This is a genomic window from Bradyrhizobium sp. CCH5-F6, from assembly GCF_001556045.1.
In the GTDB taxonomy this organism is placed as follows: Bacteria; Pseudomonadota; Alphaproteobacteria; order Rhizobiales; family Xanthobacteraceae; genus Bradyrhizobium.
Map to the genome: position 1 here is coordinate 1 of NZ_LSIC01000146.1, position 19,172 is coordinate 19,172.

Genomic DNA, 19,172 nt, shown 5'->3' on the forward strand with positions numbered 1-19,172 from the left:
GCCCTCGCCCGCCCGGACCAAAGGACGGCCCGGATCGTCGCGGTCCCCCGCCGCCGTCCCCGGGCTTCGGTCCGCCGCCCCCGCCGCCGCGCGGCTGATCCACTCTTCACATCAACAGCAAGAGCTACATCATGCATTGGATCGATCCCGATAGCCTGCCGGAGACCGCAGGCACCTTTGAGCGCTTCGTGCTCAATCCCCACGGCGAAGTCGACGGCTTCGTTTTGAGAGACAAGAAAACGGTCGTCCTCGTTCATACGCCGCCGCATATGGACAAGGAGCTGACCCGCCATCTCAAGCAAGGCGAGACGGTTCGCGTCCGCGGCGTGCGGCCACGCGGCGCGGCCCTGCTGGCCGCCGTCGCGGTGATCACCGCCGGCGGACGCGAGATCGTGGACAACGGCCCGGACCACGACCACGAGCATCCCAAGGTGAAGCACGCCCCGATGGCGGCGGAGGGCACGGTCGAGCTGTCGCTGTTCGGCCCCAAGGGCGAGCTGCGCGGCGCCCTCTTGTCTGATGGTACCGTCCTGCGGATCGGGCCAAAGGAAGCCGAGCACGTTGCCGCCCTGCTCGCTCCCGATGCGATGGTCGCGGCGCGCGGCGACGGCCTTCAGACCAAGCATGGGCGCGTGATCCATGTCGACGAGATCGGCCCGGATGAGGATCGGCTGAAGCGGATCAAGAAGCCGAAGCCGAAGGACAAGATGCCCAAGCACGGCCACCCGCACGCCCACGCTGCCTGACGAGACGCTCACAGGACGCTTGGCGAGGAAGGAGACATTGATGTCGGACACGCACGAGACGGCACGGGCAGGCCGCGCGCTCGATGCCGCCAACTTCTTCCTCGCCGACGTCCGCGACGGTCTCGGCCCCTACCTCGCCGTGTATCTGCTCACCGAGCAGCACTGGGACGAGGCGCGTATCGGCCTCGTGATGTCGGTCGCGACCATCGCCGGCATCCTCGCCCAGACGCCGGCCGGCGCGCTGGTCGATGCGACCCGCGCGAAGCGGACGGTGATGGCGGTGGCAGCGATCCTGGTGACACTCGCGTCGTTGTCGCTGCCCTTGTTTCCGAGCTTCCTGCCGGTCGCGATCTCGCAAGGGATCGCGCAGGCGGCCGGCGTCATTTTTCCGCCGGCGATCGCCGCCGTGTCGCTCGGCATCTTCGGACATCGCGCCTTCACCAGACGGATCGGCCGCAACGAGATGTTCAACCATGCCGGTAACGCCGTCGCGGCGGGCCTGGCCGGATTGTCGGCCTACTGGTTCGGACCGACGGTCGTGTTCTATTTGCTCGGCGGCATGGCCATCGCGAGTCTCGTCAGCATCCTCGCCATTCCCGAAAGGGCGATCGACCACGATCTCGCGCGCGGGCTGGACGGGGCGAACGATGCCGAGCACCACGAACAGCCTTCGGGGCTGAAGGTGCTGCTGACCTGCCGCCCGCTGCTCGTCTTCGCCATCTGCGCGCTCCTGTTTCACCTCTCCAACGCTGCGATGCTGCCGCTGGTCGGGCAGAAGTTGGCATTGCAGGACAAGAACCTGGGCACCAGCCTGATGTCCGCCTGCATCGTCGCCGCGCAGCTCGTGATGGTCCCGTTTGCAATGCTGGTTGGCGCCAAGGCCGACACATGGGGACACAAGCGCTTCTTCCTCGCCGCCCTGCTGATCCTGCCGATCCGCGGTGCGCTCTACACGCTCTCCGACAATCCGTTCTGGCTGGTCGGCGTGCAGCTTCTGGACGGCGTCGGCGCCGGCATTTTCGGGGCAATCTTTCCCGTCATCGTCGCCGACATCATGCGCAACACCGGCCGCTTCAACGTCGCACAGGGCGCCGTCATCACCGCCCAGAGCATCGGCGCCGCACTGTCGACGACCCTGGCGGGCCTCGTCGTCGTCGGCGCCGGCTACAATGCCGCGTTCATCTCGCTCGGCGCCGTAGCGGCGATCGGTGCGGTCATCTGCCTCCTTGCTCTGCCAGAGTCGCGGCAAAGCGGCGATGGCGATCCGCGCCCGCAGGGGAAGACAGCGGCGTCGGCTTCGGCTATCGCTGCCGAATGATCCCCTTGCATTCGAGGATTGACCGTGCCGTCTGATGCCGTTTGGGCCTGGAGCATCATCGCCGTCGCGACCGCAGGCGTCATCATCCGTCCGTTTCGCCTGCCCGAGGCGATCTGGGCCGTGATCGGCGCCGGCGCGCTGGTGCTGTTTGGCTTGCTGCCATGGCCGGACGCGCTGACGGGTATCGAGAAAGGCGTCGACGTCTATCTTTTCCTGGTCGGCATGATGCTGATCGCAGAGCTGGCGCGGCTCGAGGGCTTGTTCGATTATCTGGCCGCGCTCGCGGTGGAATATGCACGTGGCTCGCCGCAGCGGCTGTTCCTGCTGATCTACGTCGTCGGCACGCTCGTGACCGTGCTGCTCTCCAACGATGCCACCGCCATCGTGCTGACGCCGGCCGTCTATGCCGCGACGCGCGCGGCCGGCGCGAAGCCGCTGCCCTATCTGTTCGTCTGCGCCTTCATTGCGAACGCCGCGAGCTTCGTCCTGCCGATCTCCAATCCGGCCAATCTCGTCGTGTTCGGCGCGCGCATGCCCGAGCTCACCGAATGGCTGCGCCTGTTCGCCCTGCCGTCGGCGGCCTCGATCCTGCTTACTTACGTGGTGCTGCGCCTGACCCAGCACCGCGCACTGAAGGAAGAGACGATCGCGCGGAGCGTGCCGCACCCGAAGCTCGGCCGCGGCGGCAAGCTCACGGCAATTGGCATCGTGGCGATCGGCGTCGTGCTGGTCTCGGCGTCCGCATTGGACAAGCAACTGGGCCTGCCGACCTTCGTCTGCGGCGTGGTGACGGCTGCTCTCGTCCTGCTGATCGGCCGGCAATCGCCTTTGCCCGTGCTGCGGGGTGTGTCCTGGAGCGTGCTGCCGCTGGTCGGCGGTCTCTTCGTCATGGTGGAAGCGCTGGTGAAGACCGGCGTGATCGCGCAGCTCAGCGCGCTGCTGCAGGAGGCAATCGGACAATCGGTGACGAAGGCCGCCTGGAGTGTCGGTATCGCCACCGCGCTCGCCGACAACATCGCCAACAACCTTCCGGTCGGCCTCGTCGCCGGCTCGGTCGCCGCCAGCGATCATCTGCCCGCTCCGGTCGTCAGCGCCATCCTGATCGGCGTCGATCTCGGCCCCAATCTGTCGGTGACCGGTTCGCTCGCCACCATCCTCTGGCTGGTCGCGCTTCGGCGCGAGAAGATCGAGGTCGGCGCCTGGCCGTTCCTCAAGCTCGGTCTGCTGGTGACGCCGCCTGCCTTGATCGGTGCGCTGGCGGCTGCCATCAGGTAGCGGCAAAAGCGCCCCGGCCAAATAAGTGCAGCCGATTGCGGTGCATCAATGCCGGCGGCGCGGCGACGGATAGAGTTCACTTGCCGCGTGCTTCGGACCGGCCGCGGCAAGGAAGGTTGATCATGCAGATTCGATCAAAGTCGCCGGCGCAGGGCTTCTCGCTGCGTCGCGGAATTCAGAGCTTCATTGCGCCTGGCAAAGGCCGCGCGGAGGCCCATCCCCTGCTCGTCTTTTCCGTCGTGGTGCTGCTGGCCTTGCTCGCCATCCTGGAGATCGACCTGCACACGGCCCAGCTTCAGGCCATCGGCCTGCTCGGCCATGGCACCGGGATCGATCCCGTCTTCCTGAGCCCGTAGCGGGAGGAGCCCGATCGCGGCCACAAGGCCGCGACCGGGAGCGCGCATAGTCAGTCGTTCTCGTAGCCGTAGACTTCCGGCAGGATGAAGATCGCGGCAAGCAACCCGATCACCGGGAAGATCGCGACGAACAGCGTGGCGTTGGCCTGCCCGATCGCGGCGAACAGCGACGGGAACAGGAAGATCGCCAGGAACGACGGCAGCTTCACGAACATGTAGGCGAAGCCGCTGGCGGTGCCGCGATATTGCGGACGGGCGACCATCGTCGGGATCGTCATGCAGTTCGAGGCATCCCAATAATGGCCCCAGAGCATGCCGGCCGCTGCGAACGGCAACAGCATCTTGTTGTCGGTGTAGAGCGCGAACGCCGCGATCAGGAGCGACACCAGCACGATCGAGAAGCCCGCGATCGAGATGCCGCGATGGCCGATCTTCGGCGTCAGCAGGGGTCCGACCCAGCCCGACAGGGCCGCGAAGGAGAACAGCGCCATCGTCACCAAATTGTTGCCGAGGATCGACGAGACGCCGACCATGGCAAACATCACCGGCAGGTAGAATGCGAATGTGGAGAACTCGCTCGCCTGCGCGAAACAGGCGATCCAGCCGTAGACCGTCGCACGCCAGCGGATCGGATCCTTCTTGAGGTCGGCGAGGAAAGCACGCGTGCTGGTCTTCGGCACCTCGACGTCCCGGTCCGGCAGCATGTCGAGATTGTCGTTGAACATCTCGCGCGCGACCTGCTTGGCCTCGCGGTAACGCCCCTTCTGCACCAGCCACACCGCCGTCTCCGGCACGTCGTGGCGCATGATCAGGATGATCAGCGCCGGCAGCGCGCCGAGACCGAGCGTCACGCGCCACAGCATCTCGTGGTTCATGTCGATCAGGAGGAAGATCACGATGACGCCGATGGTCAGGACCTCGCCGACGGCGAACATGAACTGCCAGCGGTTGCCCATGACCTCGCGCTCGCCCTTGGCCATGGATTCCATGATGTAGGTGTAGCCGGTCGAGATGTCGGAACCGAGCGGAATGCCGAGCAGGAAGCGGATCACGACCAGCCACGCAACGTTCGGCACGAAGGCCTGCGCCAGTGCCAGCACGATGAACATCACCATCGTCACGAGGAACATGACGCGGCGGCCGATCTTGTCGGACAGCCAGCCGCCGAGCAGCGCGCCGATCAGGGCGCCGCCCTGCGTTCCGGCCGCGGCAAGGCCGAGCATCAGCGGATCGGGATTGTACTGCTCCTTGATGAAGATCAGCACGAAGGCGATCGAATAGAGGTCCCAGGCCTCGACCAGGATCGAGGCCATCATCAGCCAGCCGACCTTGTTGCCCTTGGGGCTGTAGTTCGTGATGAGGTAGCGGACCGCTGCCTCGCTCGCAGTCGGTTGTGGCATCGCCATCGTTGACATTTTCTTGGGTCCTCTCTTCGAAACTCTCTACGTGTCGAGCAGCGGCTCGATGCTGCAATCGAGCAGCCGCGGATCGATCCCCGCCTCCATGCCGGTGAACATCTGGTCCATGTAGTCGATCAGGGCATCGCTCGCCTTCACGGCGTCCTCGACATGGCGGCCGGCAACGGCACTGAGAATGGCGAGGTGACGATCGATCGTGCCTGACAGATCCGCCTGCCCCGGCATGAAGCGGTGGTGGATGTAGCCGATGCGACGGTACAACGTGTGCAGCGGCCGCAGCGTGTGCACCAGGAACGGCTCGCCGGCCGCCTCCAGCACCAGCGCGTCGATGCGGCGGTCGATACTGTTGAACTCGTCGAGGGTCAGGCTGGCGCGGCGTTCACGCAAGACACGCTCGATGTGCAGCGCCTGATTGCGATGCGAGAGGCTGGCGCGATCGGCCGCAAGGCGGACGACGAAGCGTTCCATGTCGCGGCGCAGGGCCAGCAGCATGCGTTCACGCGCGAGATCGATCGGCGCGATGTGCAGGCCGTGACGGGGCCGGATGATGATGAGGGTATCGGCGGACAGACGATTGACGGCGTGATGCACCGGTGTGCGCCCGAAGCCGGTGATGTGCTGCAATTCCAGCATCGTCATGAATTGTCCGGGCTTGAGCTCGCAGTGAACAAGGAGCTCTTCGATCTTCTGATAGGCCAGCTCGAAGAAATTGAGCCGGTTGTGCCGCGAGGGCTTGCCCTCGCCGTCGTCGTCGTTTCTCACCACCTCGAGCGCGCGCTTGCGCTTTGCCATGTCGTTCTCTCCCGTTGGCTCGCGCTCTCGTTGCTGGATGGCGCCCTGTTTGTTCGAGCCTTAAAACATGTTGTGATATATTACAAGCCAGCGTAAGACTCCCGCGCGACCTGCAACATGCTGCAGTGCAAAATGAGACGACGGACGCGCGACGTCTGTGATGGGAGGACAATTGCCGTGAAGATCACGTCGATCGAGACGCTGCGCACCGAGGAATTCTCCAACGTGATCTGGGTGCGCGTTCACACCGATGCGGGCACGATCGGTCTCGGCGAGACGTTCTACGGCGCGGGCGCGGTCGAGGCGCAAATCCACGACACGTTTGCCGGCCGCCTGCTCGGCCGCAATCCCCTGCACATCGAGGCCATCCATCGCGACATGCTGAACCTGCCGATGGCGCAGTCCTCAACCGGTGTCGAATATCGCGCCGCCTCGGCGATCGACATCGCGCTGTGGGACCTGTTCGGCAAGGTCTGCGGCCAGCCGGTGCACCAGATGCTCGGCGGCCTCTGCCGCGACAAGCAGCGCATCTACAACACCTGCGCCGGCACGCAATATGTCCGCTCCACCAATATCAGCCCGGTCGCGAACTGGAATCTCGGCGCCTCCAAGGGGCCTTACGAGGATCTCGACGGCTTCATGCATCGCGCCGATGCGCTCGCCGAGAGTCTTTTGGAAAGCGGCATCTCCGCCATGAAGATCTGGCCGTTCGATCCGGCCGCGCAGGAAAACAAGGGGCTCTACATCACCGCCGCGCAGATGAAGCAGGCGATCGAGCCGTTCGAGAAGATTCGCAAGGCGGTCGGCGACAGGATGGAGATCATGGTCGAGCTCCACTCGCTGTGGAACCTGCCGACGGCCAAGCAGATCGCACGCGCACTCGAGCCCTACAAGCCGACCTGGTACGAAGACCCGATCCGCATGAACTCGCCGCAGGCGCTGGCCGAGTATGCGCGCTCGACCGACGTCTGGGTCTGCGCCAGCGAGACGCTAGGCTCGCGCTTCCCCTACAAGGACATGCTCGACCGGGACGCCATGCACGTGGTGATGGCGGACCTGTGCTGGACCGGCGGCCTCACCGAGGGCCGCAAGATCGCGGCGATGGCCGAGACCTATCACCGTCCTTTCGCACCGCACGACTGCATCGGCCCCATCGGCTTCATCGCCGCCATCCACATGTCGTTCAGCCAGCCCAACACGCTGATCCAGGAATCGGTGCGCGCCTTCTACAAAGGCTGGTACAATGAGCTCGTCACCACGATGCCCGTGATCAAGGATGGTTTCGTCTATCCGATGGAAGGGCCCGGCCTCGGCGTCGACCTCCTGCCCGCCGTCTTCGAGCGCACCGATCTCATCGTGCGCCGCTCCAACGTTTGAGGATTTCTTGAGATGAGCACCGCCTTGTTCGACCTTTCCGGCCGCACCGCGCTCGTGACCGGCTCCTCCCGCGGCCTCGGCCGCGCCATTGCCGAGGGCATGGCGAAGGCCGGCGCGAAGATCATCATCAACGGCGTCGATCCCAAGCGAGTCGAGCAGGCCGTCACCGAGTTCCGTGCCGCCGGTCATCAGGCCGAGGGCGCAGCCTTCAACGTTACCGACGAGCCCGCCATCGTCGCCGCCTTCGAGCGCTTCGACCGCGAAGGGCTCGCCGTCGACATCCTCGTCAACAATGCCGGTATCCAGCACCGCAAGCCGCTGGTGGAATTCACGACCGACGAATGGCGCAAGGTGATCGAGACCAACCTCACCAGCGCCTTCGTGATCGGCCGCGAGGCGGCCAGGCGCATGATCCCGCGCAAGCACGGCAAGATCATCAATATCGGCTCGCTCGGCAGCGAGCTCGCCCGCCCGACCATCGCGCCCTACACCGCAGCCAAGGGCGGCATCAAGAACCTGACCCGCTCCATGGCGGTGGAATGGGCCCAGCACGGCATCCAGGCCAACGCGATCGGCCCCGGCTACATGCTGACCGACATGAACGAGGCGCTGGTCAACAACGCCGACTTCAACAATTGGCTGATGGGCCGCATCCCCTCGAAACGCTGGGGCAAGCCGGACGAGCTGGTGGGCGCGGCGATCTTCCTCGCCTCGGACGCCTCGACCTATGTTAACGGCCAGATCATCTATGTCGATGGCGGCATGATCGCCGCGATGTGACCGCGAAACCAGGAGCAGCCCATGCGCGCCGTCGTCATCCACGCACCGAAGGACCTGCGGATCGACCTCTATCCCGATCCGGCGCCGGGCCCTGGTGAGGTCCGCGTCAAGATCGCCCATGGCGGCATTTGCGGCTCGGACCTGCACTATTACCATCACGGCGGCTTCGGCGTCGTGCGCATCCAGCAGCCGATGGCGCTGGGACACGAGATCGCCGGCGTGGTCGCCTCCGTCGGCGACGGCGTCAGCAGCGTGAAGCCAGGCACGCGCGTTGCCGTCAATCCGAGCAAGCCGTGCGGGGTGTGCCTGCATTGCCAGGAAGGCATGCGCAACCAGTGCCTCGACATGCGCTTCCTCGGCAGCGCGATGCGCTTTCCCCACGTTCAGGGCGGCTTTCGCGAATTCATCACCGTCGATGCGACGCAGGCCGTGCCGATCGCGGACGAGCTCTCGCTCGCCGAAGCCGCAGTCGCCGAGCCGCTGGCGGTTTGCCTGCATGCCGGCAAGCAGGCCGGCCCCCTCCTCGGCAAGCGCGTCCTGATCACCGGCTGCGGCCCGATCGGCGCGCTGATGATCCTGGTCTCGCGCTTCGGCGGCGCGGCCGAGATCGTGGTGACCGATGTCGCGGACGCACCGCTCGCGGTCGCCAGAAAGCTCGGCGCTACCCACGCCATCAACGTCGCCACCGACGCCGCCGCACTCGATCCCTGGCGCGCCGGCAAGGGAGTGTTCGACACGTTGTTCGAAGCCTCGGGCAATCAGGCGGCGCTGCGCACCGCGCTCGACGTGCTCAGGCCGGGCGCGACGCTGGTGCAGCTCGGCCTCGGCGGCGAGATGACGCTGCCGATCAACTCCATCGTCGCCAAGGAATTGCAGCTCCGCGGCACCTTCCGCTTCGATCCCGAGTTCGAGCTTGCGGTGCGCCTGATGGGCGAAGGCCTGATCGACGTGAAGCCGCTGATCACGGCCGCAATGCCGTTCGAGAACGCGGTCGCCGCCTTCGAGCTTGCCAGCGACCGCTCGCAATCGATGAAGGTGCAGTTGACGTTCTGAACCGCGCTATCGGCTGTCGATCAGCCGGTCGCTGACCAGCCGCACGGCGCCGCGCTTCCAGGAATAGTCCGCGCCCATGCGCAGGCCGCTGTCACCACGCGTCAGCACTGCGCCGGTCCTGGCATCGCGCACCTGGAAGCCAAGCGTATATTCGGTGCGGCTCACCCGCCGCACCACGCCGATCAGCGACTGATCCGCGCCGAGCTCTTTCGCGATCGCCGCCTCGCAGCCGCCGCAGTCGCGCAAGGCGCGCCCCTTCCCCGCGTCACCGCCGACATCGACGATACGGTAGCGGCCGGATTGGCCCAGCGCCTCGCGCACGCTGCCGGTGACCTCGGCCATGTATGATTTGTCTGACGCCGCCGATGCGCCGGCCGAGGCGGCAGTCGTATCCTCCAGCTCGAAATCGAACACGGCGAGCGCGACCGGAGGGGGCGTTGCGAGCGCCGCGATGATCTCGCGGGAGACGAAGATCTCGGCGCGCTCCCATGATTCATCATTGTCGCCGCGGAAGCTGTAGAGCTTGTCCATCACGAGCTTCTTGGCGCCGACGTCGATCACGGCGACCTTGGCCCATTGCACCAGCGTGCTCGTCTTCTGGATGCCGCCGATGACCTTGAACGCCGCGCCGTCCTGGGCGGACGAAACCAGCCGATAGCGGTGGTCCGCGCCGATGTCCCTTCGAAGCGCGGCCATGAACGCCGCCAGCCGCCGCTCGTGGGCCACGGTCTGGTCGGCCGGCTCAGCCGAGGTGTCGGTATAGCTGAAATCGTCCATGGCAACGCCAATGGCAGCCTCGGCATCGGCCAACGAAAAAGAGAGGACGAAGAGGAGAAGGATAGCGAGAGGCAACCGGCAGCGGCGCATGAACGGACCTCGTGGATGGAACGGCTCCTCAATCTGGATGGGTCAACTCAGGCCGTGCAGCCGTATTCATCCCGACGAATACCGGGAAAATTTCACGGTTGCACTGCGGTAAGGCGGGAACGCTTCCCGCCGCTGGCGTTCTGCCGTTTAATGCGCATGCGACAAGCCCGCTCGCACCAGGTGCCCGCCGATGTGGAATCGCCCGAGGTTCGATCTCAAGGTCCGTCTGACGCTGCGAGTCGCCGCCATATCGGCCGTCTGCTTCGCCGCGATCTCCGCCTATTTCCTCATCGCGGCGGATCGCGCGGTGCATGCGCGTATCGACGGTATCGCCGCCATCGTGGCGAAGTCGCTGGAGCTGCAGCAGGGCAAGATCCAATGGGTGGCCGGCCCGCGCACCGACTTTCCAAACCTCGACCCCGTCGCGGCGTATGTGATGACGCCGGGCCTGTGTCTGGCATTTCGCGGCGCGAGCGGCGAGATGCAGCAACGCTTCTGTAGCGGCGCGCCGAACCCGGCGAGCCCTCCGCCGCAGGCGTTCGCGGCGTTCTATCGCAGCCTGTTCGATCCCGGCCGCGAGGCGGCACGGCCGGTGATCGCGCGCGGAGCGAAGCTTGGCGAAGCCGTGGTCTGGGTCGATCCCGCCGTCCAGACCGCCGAGGCCTGGCACGAGGCGGGCCGCCTGATGATCGCACTTGCGATCGCGTTGCCGCTGTTGTGTGCCCTGGTCTACGCCGCATTGGCGCGCGCACTGCGTCCCACCCGCATGATCGGAAACGGCCTGGAGCGGATTGCCGCCGGCGACCTCACCACGCGGCTGCCGCCCTTCGACCTCGCCGAGCTCTCCGCCATCCGCGACGTCTTCAACCACCTCGCCGAAAGCCTCGACACCGCGCTCGCCGAGCGCAGCGAACTGACGCGGAAGCTGATCGCGCTCCAGGACGAGGAGCGCCGCCATCTCGCGCGCGAGCTGCATGACGAGTTCGGCCAGTCGCTCGCCGCCATCCGGGCGCTCGCGGCATCCGCTCGTCAGACGGCGGCGCAGGACTGTCCCGGATTGCTGGGAGAGTGCGACGGCATTGCCCGGACCGCGACCGGCATGATGGAGACGCTGCGCGGCGCGCTGTTCCGGTTGCGGCCGCCCGATGTCGAGGAGCTTGGCCTCGTCGCGAGTCTCGAAGGACTGGTGTCTGGGTGGAACGGCCGCAGCCGCGGCCAGACCCGGTTCGAGATCCGGTTCGATGGCGCCTTCGAGCGCGTGCCCGCCTCCGTCAGCGCCAACCTCTATCGCATCGTGCAGGAGGCGCTCACCAACGCGACCAAGCATGCCGACGCAACGAAGGTCGGCGTGCATTTGACGATGGCCGAAAGCGAGATCGCGCTCGCGGTCGAGGACGACGGCCGGCCGAACGATGCCGCCGTCAAATCCGGCATGGGCCTGCTCGGCATGCGCGAACGCGTCGCCGCACTGCGCGGCCGGCTGAGCTTCGAGACCGGCCCTCACGGTTCCGCGCTGCGCGTGTTCATTCCGCTCGCGGCCGCCGACCGGCAGGCGCTGGAGCACGCCGCATGAGCGCGGCCGACGCCACCATCCTGCTGGTCGACGACCATTCCGTCGTCCGCGAGGGCTATCGCTCCGTGCTCCAGAAGCAGCCCGGCCTGCGCGTCGTCGCCGAAGCGGCCGACGGCGCGGAAGCCTACCGGCTGTACAAATCCGAGGCGCCCGACCTCGTCATCATGGACCTCAGCATGCCCGGCATCGGCGGCATCGAGGCCGTCAGGCGGATCAGGCAGTGGGACAAGGCGGCCCGAATCCTCGTCTTCACCATGCATGAGAATGCCGGCTTTGCCGTGCAGGCGATCCGCGCCGGCGCGCGGGGTTACGTCACCAAGACCAGTCCGCCCGAGACGCTGGTGCAGGCGGTGAAGGACGTGCTCGCCGGCAAGATCGCCATCAGCCCCGACATCGACCACGAGCTTGCGCTGAGCCGCATCAGCGGCGAAAACTCGGCCGCCGACGTGCTGACGCCGCGCGAATTCGAGGTGCTGCGGCTGCTGCTCGCCGAGAACACGACGGAAGAGATCGCCGAGACGCTGCATGTCAGCCCGAAGACGGTGGCGAACCTGCATTCCCTGATCAAGGACAAGCTCGGCGTCGGCTCCGACATCGAGCTGGTCCGGCTGGCGCTGCGTCAGGGGCTCCTGACCGAGGTCGATCTCGGCGAGGCCTGAGCTGCGTGGCCGCGGATCATTCGCGCGCGACCACCTGGTCCAGCCACGCGCAGTTGAGCGGCGGCACGCGCGGATCGGCGACGCGGACGCCGCGGGCGGCTGCATCGAGCCGCATATCGCGCAGGCGCTTGCGCTGCTCTTCCGGCATATGCAGCCGCTCGTGACCCCATAGCGAGGGTCCGTCGAAGGTCTCGTGTGGCTGCCAGGTCTCGGGATCGATGACGCGCCCGCCCCAGCCGTATTCGATGAAGAAGCCGGAGGGGGTATTCACATAGAACGAGGTCATGTGGTCGTTGGTGTGCCGGCCCAGCGTATAGGCGATGCGCCCCTCCTCCATCTGCGCGAGGTCATAGCCCTGTCCGACATCGTCGAGACTGCCGAGCTCGACCATGAAGTGATGCATCGCCTTCCGCCCAGAGCCGACCATCGCAAAGGAGTGGTGGCGGCCATTGACGTGGAAGAAATAGAGCCCGTACGGCTTCAGCCCGAAATCGGAGACGTGAAAGCCGAGCACGTCGCGATAGAACGGCAACAGAGGCTCGACATCTTCCACATTGAGCACGACGTGCCCCATGCCGAGCGCTCCGGTGCGGAAGCCCGAGATCGGCCGTCCCGGCTTGAAGGGCTCGCTCGCAAGCTCCGGCTTGCAAAAAGCCTCCAACCGGTTGCCGGCGGGATCCGCAAACGCGATCAGCTCGGCGACATGCCGCTCGTCAGCGAGCGCGCGCGAGCCTCGAACCACCTTGATGCCATGGCTTTCCAACCGTCCTGCCAACTGGTCCAGTTCGGCGGTCGAAGGAACCTCCCAGCCCATCACCGCAAGGCCGGCATCGCTGCCGCCATCGACGATCAGGCGCTGCTTGCGGTCGTCCATACGATAGGCGCGTATCTTGCCGCCGCGATCGACCTGCTGCATGCCGAGCAGCCCGGTCGCCATCCGGCCCCATTGGTCGAGCTGGGATGAATTGATCCCGATATAGCCGAGCGCTGTGATTTCCATCGACATCCTCCCGAGGGCATCGCGCCCGCCGCAGTGCGGCGAACTTGATACCGGCCGCGCACGATCCTACGGTGCCGTCCCGCAATCGCTTCGCGGTCGCAAGGACGATAATCGCGAGGCCGTCGGCTACAAGGGAGGAAATGCGAAGTGTCCAAGGAGCGGACGCGGAACGGCCAGCCGCGGCAGTCGGAGGGCGTCCGCGCCTTCAAGCGAGGGCTGGACGTGCTGCAGGAGGTCAACCGCTCCGGCGGCATCCGCGCCGGCGACGTTGCCCGTGCGCTCGACCTGCCCCGGCCGACGGTCTACCGCCTGCTCGAAACGCTGGAGGAACTCGGCTACATCGCGCGGAGCGCCAGCGACGACCGCTTTCGCGTGACCAGACGGGCGCTCAGCCTCGGAGACGGCTACGATCCTGGCGTGGTGATCTGCCAGGCGGCGGCGCCTTTTCTCGCCGAGCTCGGCAAGAGCCTGATCTGGCCGGTCGATCTCTCGACGTACGAGAATGCCGCCATGGTGGTGCAGGAAACCACGCATTCGCGCAGCCCCCTCTCGATCGATCGCGGCATGATCGGCAAGCGCCTGCCGATGCTGCGAACGTCCGCGGGCCGGGCCTATCTCGCCGCCTGCGCCGCGCGCGAGCGCGATCTCATCGTCGGCCATCTCCGCCGTATCGACGAGGCCGACGACCGCCCCTTCCTGGATCAAGACCGTCTCGACCGCATGATCGCGGACACGCAGGCACGCGGCTATGCGATCCGCAGCGAAGGCGAGTACAATCCCAAGACGGCTTCGATTGCCGTACCCATCGTGCGGAACGGCGCCGTATTCGGCTGCATATCCATCATCTGGATCCGCTCGGCTCTCACACTGGACGAGGCAATTGCAGCCTTCGTCGCGCCGTTGCACGAGGCGGCTGCGGCGATTCAGGTGGTCGACTAGAGCGCAGCCCAGGCCGTTCTGGTCCGGATATGCTTCAGCTCACCCGGACCGGCAAGGAGGCAAGGCCCCGCAGCACGTTGTTCAGCGCCAGTACGGGCGTGCCGATCTCGAAGCGCACAACCCGCTCCGCCAGCACTTCGAGCAACGCCGTCATCTCCAGACGCGCCAGATGCAGCCCGGCACACATATGGACGCCGTTGCCGAAGCCGAGGTGGTCGCTGGCGCGGCGGCGAACGTCGAAGCGTTCCGGATCATGCCATTTTCGCTCATCGCGGTTGGCCGAGGCATAGAGCAACAAGACGCGGCTGCCGGCTGGAATGGTTACATCACCTATCTTTGCCGCGGCCGTGAGATGGCGCGTGAAGCCCCGGATCGGCGACTCCACCCGCAGCGCCTCGTTGATGGCGCCGGGGATGAGTGCAGGATCTTCGCGAACGAGATCCCACTGCCCGGGATTGCGGCCGAACAGCATGATCAGATTCGCGGTGGCGAAGATCGTGGTGTCGAGGCTCGGCCCGAGATAATCGCGCATCAGCACCGGGCAACGCTCCGCTTCGACCTCCCCGCGATCGGCGGCTGCGAAGATGCGGTCGCCCCAGCTGCCGGGCCGCAACCGCTCGCGGATCGCGGGGCCGCCGAGATAGCTGCGCATTTCATGGACATCGGACAAGGCGGCACAGCCACGCGGGTTCATGGTACCGAGCACGTTGAAGGTGGCCGAAGCCCAGCGCAGCATGCTGCCGCGGCCGTAGTCTTCAAGTCCCACAAGCTTGGAGACGATGGTGAGCGGCAGGTGCTGCGCGAGGTCGGTGACGGCGTCGAATTCACGGCGATCCACGAGGTCATCGACCAATTGCCGCGCTTCGGCCCTGATCTGCGGTCCGATCTCCTCGAGCGCGCGCGGCAGCAGCGGAGCGGCGATGATCGCGCGAAGCCGGTCGTGCAATGGCGCGTCGCTCGCGAGCGTCGTGCCGCGCGACATCTCGTTGACATGGTCGTTGGCGGCTACGCCCTGCGCCGACGAGAACAGTCCCGGAGCACGCAAGGCCGCCCGCACGTCATCGAAACGGGCGAGCGCAAACAGCCCGTTCCGCGGCAGCCAAACCACGGCGCCGAGATCGCGCAACGCACGGTAATGCGGATAGGGATCGCTGAGGACGTCGTCATCATAGAGATCGACATCGTAGACTGGGCAGCCCGCTTCCGGTGAGATCATCTTCCGTTTCCCGATCAGCGCACAGCCACCCATTGGCCTTTTTCAAGCTTGCCGAGGATCAAGGCACTCTGGTCCAGCCCGGTGTGGTCATCGGGGCCGTAATTGTACACGCCGCGGGAGCCCGCGATGCCCCTCAGCCCTTCAATGGCGCTGCGCAGGCCCTCACGAAATTCGGCGGTCCCAGGCTCTGCCGTCTTCAGTGCCGTGGGCGCCGCGCGTTCGATCAGGAGAAGCGCGTCGTAGGCGGAGCCTGCAAAGATATTTCGGCTGTCGGGACCGAACCTCGTCTCGTAACGCTGGATGAATTCAAGCGCTGATTTCTTGGCGGAGTATTCGTCCGGGAAGGATGCGGCCCCCACCGCCGGGCTGAGCGGGACGAAGATGCCGTCCCCTTGCTTGCCCGTCAGCTTTCGGAAATCGCCGAAGGTTGCGCCGAGCGTCCCGTAGATTTGTCCGGCATAGCCCTTTTCGCGCAGTTGCAACAGCGGCAGCGCCGCCGGCGCACCCGAGGCGGCGATCAGCACCGCATCGGGACCTGCTGCGATGATTTTCAGGATCTGCCCGACGACCGTCGTATCCGTCCGCGCATATTTCTCGTCTGCGACGATCTCGATTCCGGATTTCGCGGACAGTTCGGCGCTGACCTTGCTCCATGCGTCGCCGTACGAGTCGCCAAATCCGATCAGCGCGAGCTTCTTGACACCGGTCTTCTTCATGTTCGCGAACAGAGGCACCGCCTCGTGGTCGTCATTTGTCGTGGTCTTGAAGATCCAGCGCCGCCGCGCGTCGACCGGTGCGACCAGCGCATTCACCGGCGCGAGCGTGATCACGGGCACCTTGTACTCGACGGCGGGGTCGATCACCGCGAAGGAGCCGGGCGTCGTGGTGGGGCCGACCAGAATGTCGATCCTGCTTTCCTGATAGAGCTTGCGCAAGGCTGCGACGGCCGCCGTGCTGTCGGAGGCCTCGTCGAGGAACAGATAATTGACTTTCCTGCCCATGATCTCGGCGGGACCAAAGGCCGCTCCGTTTCGCTCGGCAATGCCGATCGCAGCCGCAGGCCCCGTGGCCGAAAGGATGATCCCGACGTTCAGGTCGGCGGCAAGGAGTGGCGCCCCAAACAATTGCAGCGCCAGACACGCGCCCAGCAAAGATCGCAGCATCGCCGTCTCCTCCTTGGATCGCCTGCCGGCGACCTGAATCTTATTTCCTTTGACTCCTCCCTAAGCAACGGAAGCTCCGGCGCGTAGCGATATCGACGAGCTGTCCGGCTGGCGGACAGCTGAGTCTCATGACTGGCGGTCCGGTGCCGGGCTGCCCGCTCGCGCCCGGGCGTCCGCTGGGTGGACACTTGGCGCGGAAGCGTTGATGCGACGGCCTGTCTGGGGAAGAGAGAGACGATGCAAGATAAATCCGACCCTGACCATTTCGACGTCGTGATCGTCGGCCGCGGCCCGGTCGGCGCGACACTCGCGAACCTGCTCGGCCTGTGCGGCGTACGGACGCTGATGCTGGAGCGCGAGGCGCGGACTTATCATCTCCCGCGCGCGGTGCATTTCGACGACGAATGCATGCGCGTGTTCCAGACCATCGGCCTTGCCGACGCGATCCTGCCGCACGTCATTCTCAGTCCCGGCATGCTGTTTCTGGATGCCGACGGCGGCATGCTGCTGGACTGGTCGCGGCCGCAGACGCTGACGCCGATGGGCTGGAATCTCAGCTACCGCTTCCACCAGCCCGACCTCGAGGACGTTCTGATCGGAGGTCTCGCCCGCTGGCCGCACGTCACCCTGCGCAACCGCTGCGACGTGTTCGCGCTCGACCAGGACGAGCATGGCGTGCGCGTCCGTTACGAAGACCTGTCGAACGGAAAACTCACTGAAGTCCGCGCCGGCTATGTGATCGGCTGCGATGGCGCTCGCTCGCTGGTGCGCCGCTTCATCGGCTCAGGGATGGAGGATCTCGGCTTCCACGAGCGCTGGCTGGTGATCGACGTTCTGCTCAAGCGCGACCGCGACGATCTCGGCGACTACAGCCTTCAGCATTGCGACCCGCGCCGTCCGGCGACTTACGTGCGCGGCACCGGCACGCGGCGGCGCTGGGAGATCACGGTCCTCTCCGACGAGGATTCCCAGGAGGTCGCGCAGCCGGCGAAGGTGTGGGAGCTGTTGTCGCGCTGGATCACTCCCGACGATGCCGAGATCGAGCGCGCCGCGGTCTACACGTTTCATTCCGTCATCGCACAGCAATGGCGGAACGATCGACTGTTGCTCGCGGGCGATTCTGCGCACCAGACGCCGCCCTTTCTCGGCCAGGGCATGTGCGCCGGCATTCGCGATGCCGCCAATCTCGCCTGGAAGCTCGCCGCCGTCATCCGCGACAGCGCCCCGCCCCACCTGCTGGACACCTATCAGAGCGAACGCCAGCCGCATGTGCGCGAGTTCATCGAGCTCGCCATTCGCCTCGGCGGCGTCATCAACACCAAGGCGATCGAGGCGGGCCTTGCCGCCGGCCAAGCGCGCGAAAATGCGCCGGTCAAGCTGGAGGTGAAAAAGCCCCTGCTCGGCCCCGGGCTTGCGCTCGGCGATCTGCCTCTCGCCGGACATCTCGCGCCGCAGTTCGCCTTGCGAGACGGCAGCCGGGGCGACGACCGGATCGGCTACAGCCATGTGCTCGTCGTCGACAGCGCAGCCACGATTCCCTCGCGTCTCGTTCTTTCGCAAGCAGGAGTCAAAATCCTGACCAGCGACGATGCCGAGGGCGTCGGCGACTGGCTCCGTGAGCACGGCCTCACGGCCGCCCTCGTTCGCCCCGACCGCTATATCCGCGGCACCGCCCGTAACGATGCCGAGCTCGACCGGCTCGTCGCCGCCATCACGCCTCCGACCAACGTGCCGTCCGCGGCCTGACCGAACATCTCGAGGATATCTCATGAAGCTTCTCTCTTTCATCGCCGGCGGACGCACCTCCTTTGGAGCCCTCAAGGCCAATGGCGTCGTCGATCTCGGCGCGCGCCTGGCGCCCTGCACCACACTGCGGCAGTTGCTTGAAGCAGGTCGGGTTGCCGAGGCGGCCGAGCTGGTCGCATCCACCGCGCCCGACCATCCGCTCGACAGCATTACCTTCGCCCCCGTCATTCCAGATCCCGGCAAGATCATCTGCGTCGGTCTGAACTACCGCGACCATGTCGCAGAGACCGGCCGCACCGTCACCGAGAAACCGGCTCTGTTCGTTCGCTTCCCATGCAGCCAGGTCGGCCATCTCCAGCCCATCGTGAAGCCGAAGGTCAGCGACGATTTCGATTATGAAGGCGAGCTCGCCCTCGTCATCGGCAAGGAAGGCCGCCACATCCCCGCCAACCGCGCGCTCGGCTACATCGCCGGCTATTCCTGCTACAATGAAGGCAGCGTGCGCGACTGGCAGCGTCACACCAGCCAGTTCCTCTCGGGCAAGACTTTTGCGGAGAGCGGCAGTTTCGGTCCGTGGCTGGTGACGGCGGACGAGATCCCCGATCCGTCAAGGCTCACCTTGCAGACCCGCCTCAACGGCAAGGTGGTGCAGGACACCACCACCGATCTCCTGATCACCGCCGTTCCCGAGCTGATCGCCTACATCTCCACCATCTGCCCGCTCGCGCCCGGCGACGTCATTGTCACGGGCACGCCGGGCGGTGTCGGCGCCAAGCGCACGCCGCCGCTGTGGATGCGCCCCGGCGACACCGTCGAAGTCGAGATTTCCGGCATCGGCACCTTGCGCAACGCGGTGATCGCCGAACCGGCCTGACCGTCAAGACCGATCAATCA

Annotated in this window: 18 protein-coding genes; 12 read left to right on the plus strand and 6 right to left on the minus strand. The window is 66.0% G+C overall.

The window, feature by feature from the left end:
- Positions 1–131 precede the first annotated feature (131 nt).
- The 4 genes from AX729_RS26130 to AX729_RS26145 all read left to right on the plus strand — a co-directional run bounded on the left by AX729_RS26130 (position 132) and on the right by AX729_RS26145 (position 3,695).
- Entirely contained in the window at positions 132–746 is a 615-nt protein-coding gene (locus tag AX729_RS26130) for a hypothetical protein (protein WP_061027075.1), read from the plus strand.
- A 40-nt stretch (positions 747–786) separates the two neighbouring features.
- Positions 787–2,064: an MFS transporter gene (locus AX729_RS26135; RefSeq protein ID WP_061027077.1), complete on the plus strand. Its 1,278-nt coding sequence runs from the start codon at positions 787–789 to the stop codon at positions 2,062–2,064.
- A 24-nt stretch (positions 2,065–2,088) separates the two neighbouring features.
- Complete coding sequence (locus AX729_RS26140) at positions 2,089–3,339, plus strand: arsenic transporter (protein WP_061027168.1); 1,251 nt, start codon at positions 2,089–2,091, stop codon at positions 3,337–3,339.
- A 122-nt stretch (positions 3,340–3,461) separates the two neighbouring features.
- Complete coding sequence (locus AX729_RS26145) at positions 3,462–3,695, plus strand: hypothetical protein (RefSeq protein ID WP_061027079.1); 234 nt, start codon at positions 3,462–3,464, stop codon at positions 3,693–3,695.
- A gap of 50 nt (positions 3,696–3,745) precedes the next feature.
- On the opposite strand, the gene AX729_RS26150 is transcribed toward AX729_RS26145, so the two are convergent.
- Both AX729_RS26150 and AX729_RS26155 read right to left on the minus strand, forming a co-directional pair.
- Positions 3,746–5,110, minus strand: a complete 1,365-nt coding sequence (locus AX729_RS26150) for an MFS transporter (RefSeq protein ID WP_061027081.1) — start codon at positions 5,108–5,110, stop codon at positions 3,746–3,748.
- Positions 5,111–5,137: 27 nt separating this feature from the next.
- Complete coding sequence (locus AX729_RS26155) at positions 5,138–5,905, minus strand: GntR family transcriptional regulator (RefSeq protein ID WP_061027083.1); 768 nt, start codon at positions 5,903–5,905, stop codon at positions 5,138–5,140.
- 177 nt (positions 5,906–6,082) lie between these two features.
- Between AX729_RS26155 and AX729_RS26160 the strand changes: the two genes are divergently transcribed.
- The 3 genes from AX729_RS26160 to AX729_RS26170 are packed head-to-tail and all read left to right on the plus strand — an operon-like array spanning position 6,083 to position 9,115.
- On the plus strand, positions 6,083–7,282 hold the full coding sequence (locus AX729_RS26160) for a mandelate racemase/muconate lactonizing enzyme family protein (protein WP_061027085.1): 1,200 nt from the start codon (positions 6,083–6,085) through the stop codon (positions 7,280–7,282).
- A 12-nt stretch (positions 7,283–7,294) separates the two neighbouring features.
- Positions 7,295–8,062 carry a glucose 1-dehydrogenase gene (locus AX729_RS26165; RefSeq protein ID WP_061027087.1) on the plus strand — a complete coding sequence of 256 codons (768 nt, stop codon included), beginning with the start codon at positions 7,295–7,297 and terminating at the stop codon, positions 8,060–8,062.
- A 21-nt stretch (positions 8,063–8,083) separates the two neighbouring features.
- Positions 8,084–9,115: an L-idonate 5-dehydrogenase gene (locus AX729_RS26170; RefSeq protein WP_061027089.1), complete on the plus strand. Its 1,032-nt coding sequence runs from the start codon at positions 8,084–8,086 to the stop codon at positions 9,113–9,115.
- Positions 9,116–9,121: 6 nt separating this feature from the next.
- Here AX729_RS26170 and AX729_RS26175 read toward each other — a convergent pair whose 3' ends face one another.
- Complete coding sequence (locus AX729_RS26175; RefSeq protein WP_061027091.1) at positions 9,122–9,982, minus strand: DUF3280 domain-containing protein; 861 nt, start codon at positions 9,980–9,982, stop codon at positions 9,122–9,124.
- A 190-nt stretch (positions 9,983–10,172) separates the two neighbouring features.
- On the opposite strand from AX729_RS26175, the gene AX729_RS26180 reads away from it, so the two are divergent.
- Both AX729_RS26180 and AX729_RS26185 read left to right on the plus strand, forming a co-directional pair.
- Positions 10,173–11,555, plus strand: a complete 1,383-nt coding sequence (locus tag AX729_RS26180; protein ID WP_061027093.1) for a sensor histidine kinase — start codon at positions 10,173–10,175, stop codon at positions 11,553–11,555.
- Positions 11,552–12,214 carry a response regulator gene (locus AX729_RS26185; protein ID WP_061027095.1) on the plus strand — a complete coding sequence of 221 codons (663 nt, stop codon included), beginning with the start codon at positions 11,552–11,554 and terminating at the stop codon, positions 12,212–12,214. The genes AX729_RS26180 and AX729_RS26185 overlap by 4 nt, the downstream gene beginning before the upstream one ends.
- Positions 12,215–12,230: 16 nt before the next feature.
- Here the strand turns inward: AX729_RS26185 and AX729_RS26190 are convergent, their stop codons facing one another.
- On the minus strand, positions 12,231–13,214 hold the full coding sequence (locus tag AX729_RS26190) for a VOC family protein (protein WP_061027169.1): 984 nt from the start codon (positions 13,212–13,214) through the stop codon (positions 12,231–12,233).
- 147 nt (positions 13,215–13,361) lie between these two features.
- Between AX729_RS26190 and AX729_RS26195 the strand changes: the two genes are divergently transcribed.
- Positions 13,362–14,153, plus strand: a complete 792-nt coding sequence (locus AX729_RS26195) for a DNA-binding transcriptional regulator (RefSeq protein ID WP_061027096.1) — start codon at positions 13,362–13,364, stop codon at positions 14,151–14,153.
- A 34-nt stretch (positions 14,154–14,187) separates the two neighbouring features.
- Here AX729_RS26195 and AX729_RS26200 read toward each other — a convergent pair whose 3' ends face one another.
- Both AX729_RS26200 and AX729_RS26205 read right to left on the minus strand, forming a co-directional pair.
- Positions 14,188–15,369: a cytochrome P450 gene (locus AX729_RS26200; protein ID WP_061027170.1), complete on the minus strand. Its 1,182-nt coding sequence runs from the start codon at positions 15,367–15,369 to the stop codon at positions 14,188–14,190.
- A gap of 14 nt (positions 15,370–15,383) precedes the next feature.
- Positions 15,384–16,532 (minus strand): ABC transporter substrate-binding protein, encoded by a 1,149-nt coding sequence (locus AX729_RS26205; protein ID WP_061027098.1) that lies wholly within the window; start codon positions 16,530–16,532, stop codon positions 15,384–15,386.
- Positions 16,533–16,769: 237 nt separating this feature from the next.
- On the opposite strand from AX729_RS26205, the gene mhpA reads away from it, so the two are divergent.
- Both mhpA and AX729_RS26215 read left to right on the plus strand, forming a co-directional pair.
- Positions 16,770–18,278 carry a bifunctional 3-(3-hydroxy-phenyl)propionate/3-hydroxycinnamic acid hydroxylase MhpA gene (mhpA, locus tag AX729_RS26210; RefSeq protein WP_061027100.1) on the plus strand — a complete coding sequence of 503 codons (1,509 nt, stop codon included), beginning with the start codon at positions 16,770–16,772 and terminating at the stop codon, positions 18,276–18,278.
- A 22-nt stretch (positions 18,279–18,300) separates the two neighbouring features.
- Entirely contained in the window at positions 18,301–19,152 is an 852-nt protein-coding gene (locus AX729_RS26215) for a fumarylacetoacetate hydrolase family protein (protein ID WP_061027102.1), read from the plus strand.
- The last annotated feature ends 20 nt before the right edge of the window (positions 19,153–19,172 follow it).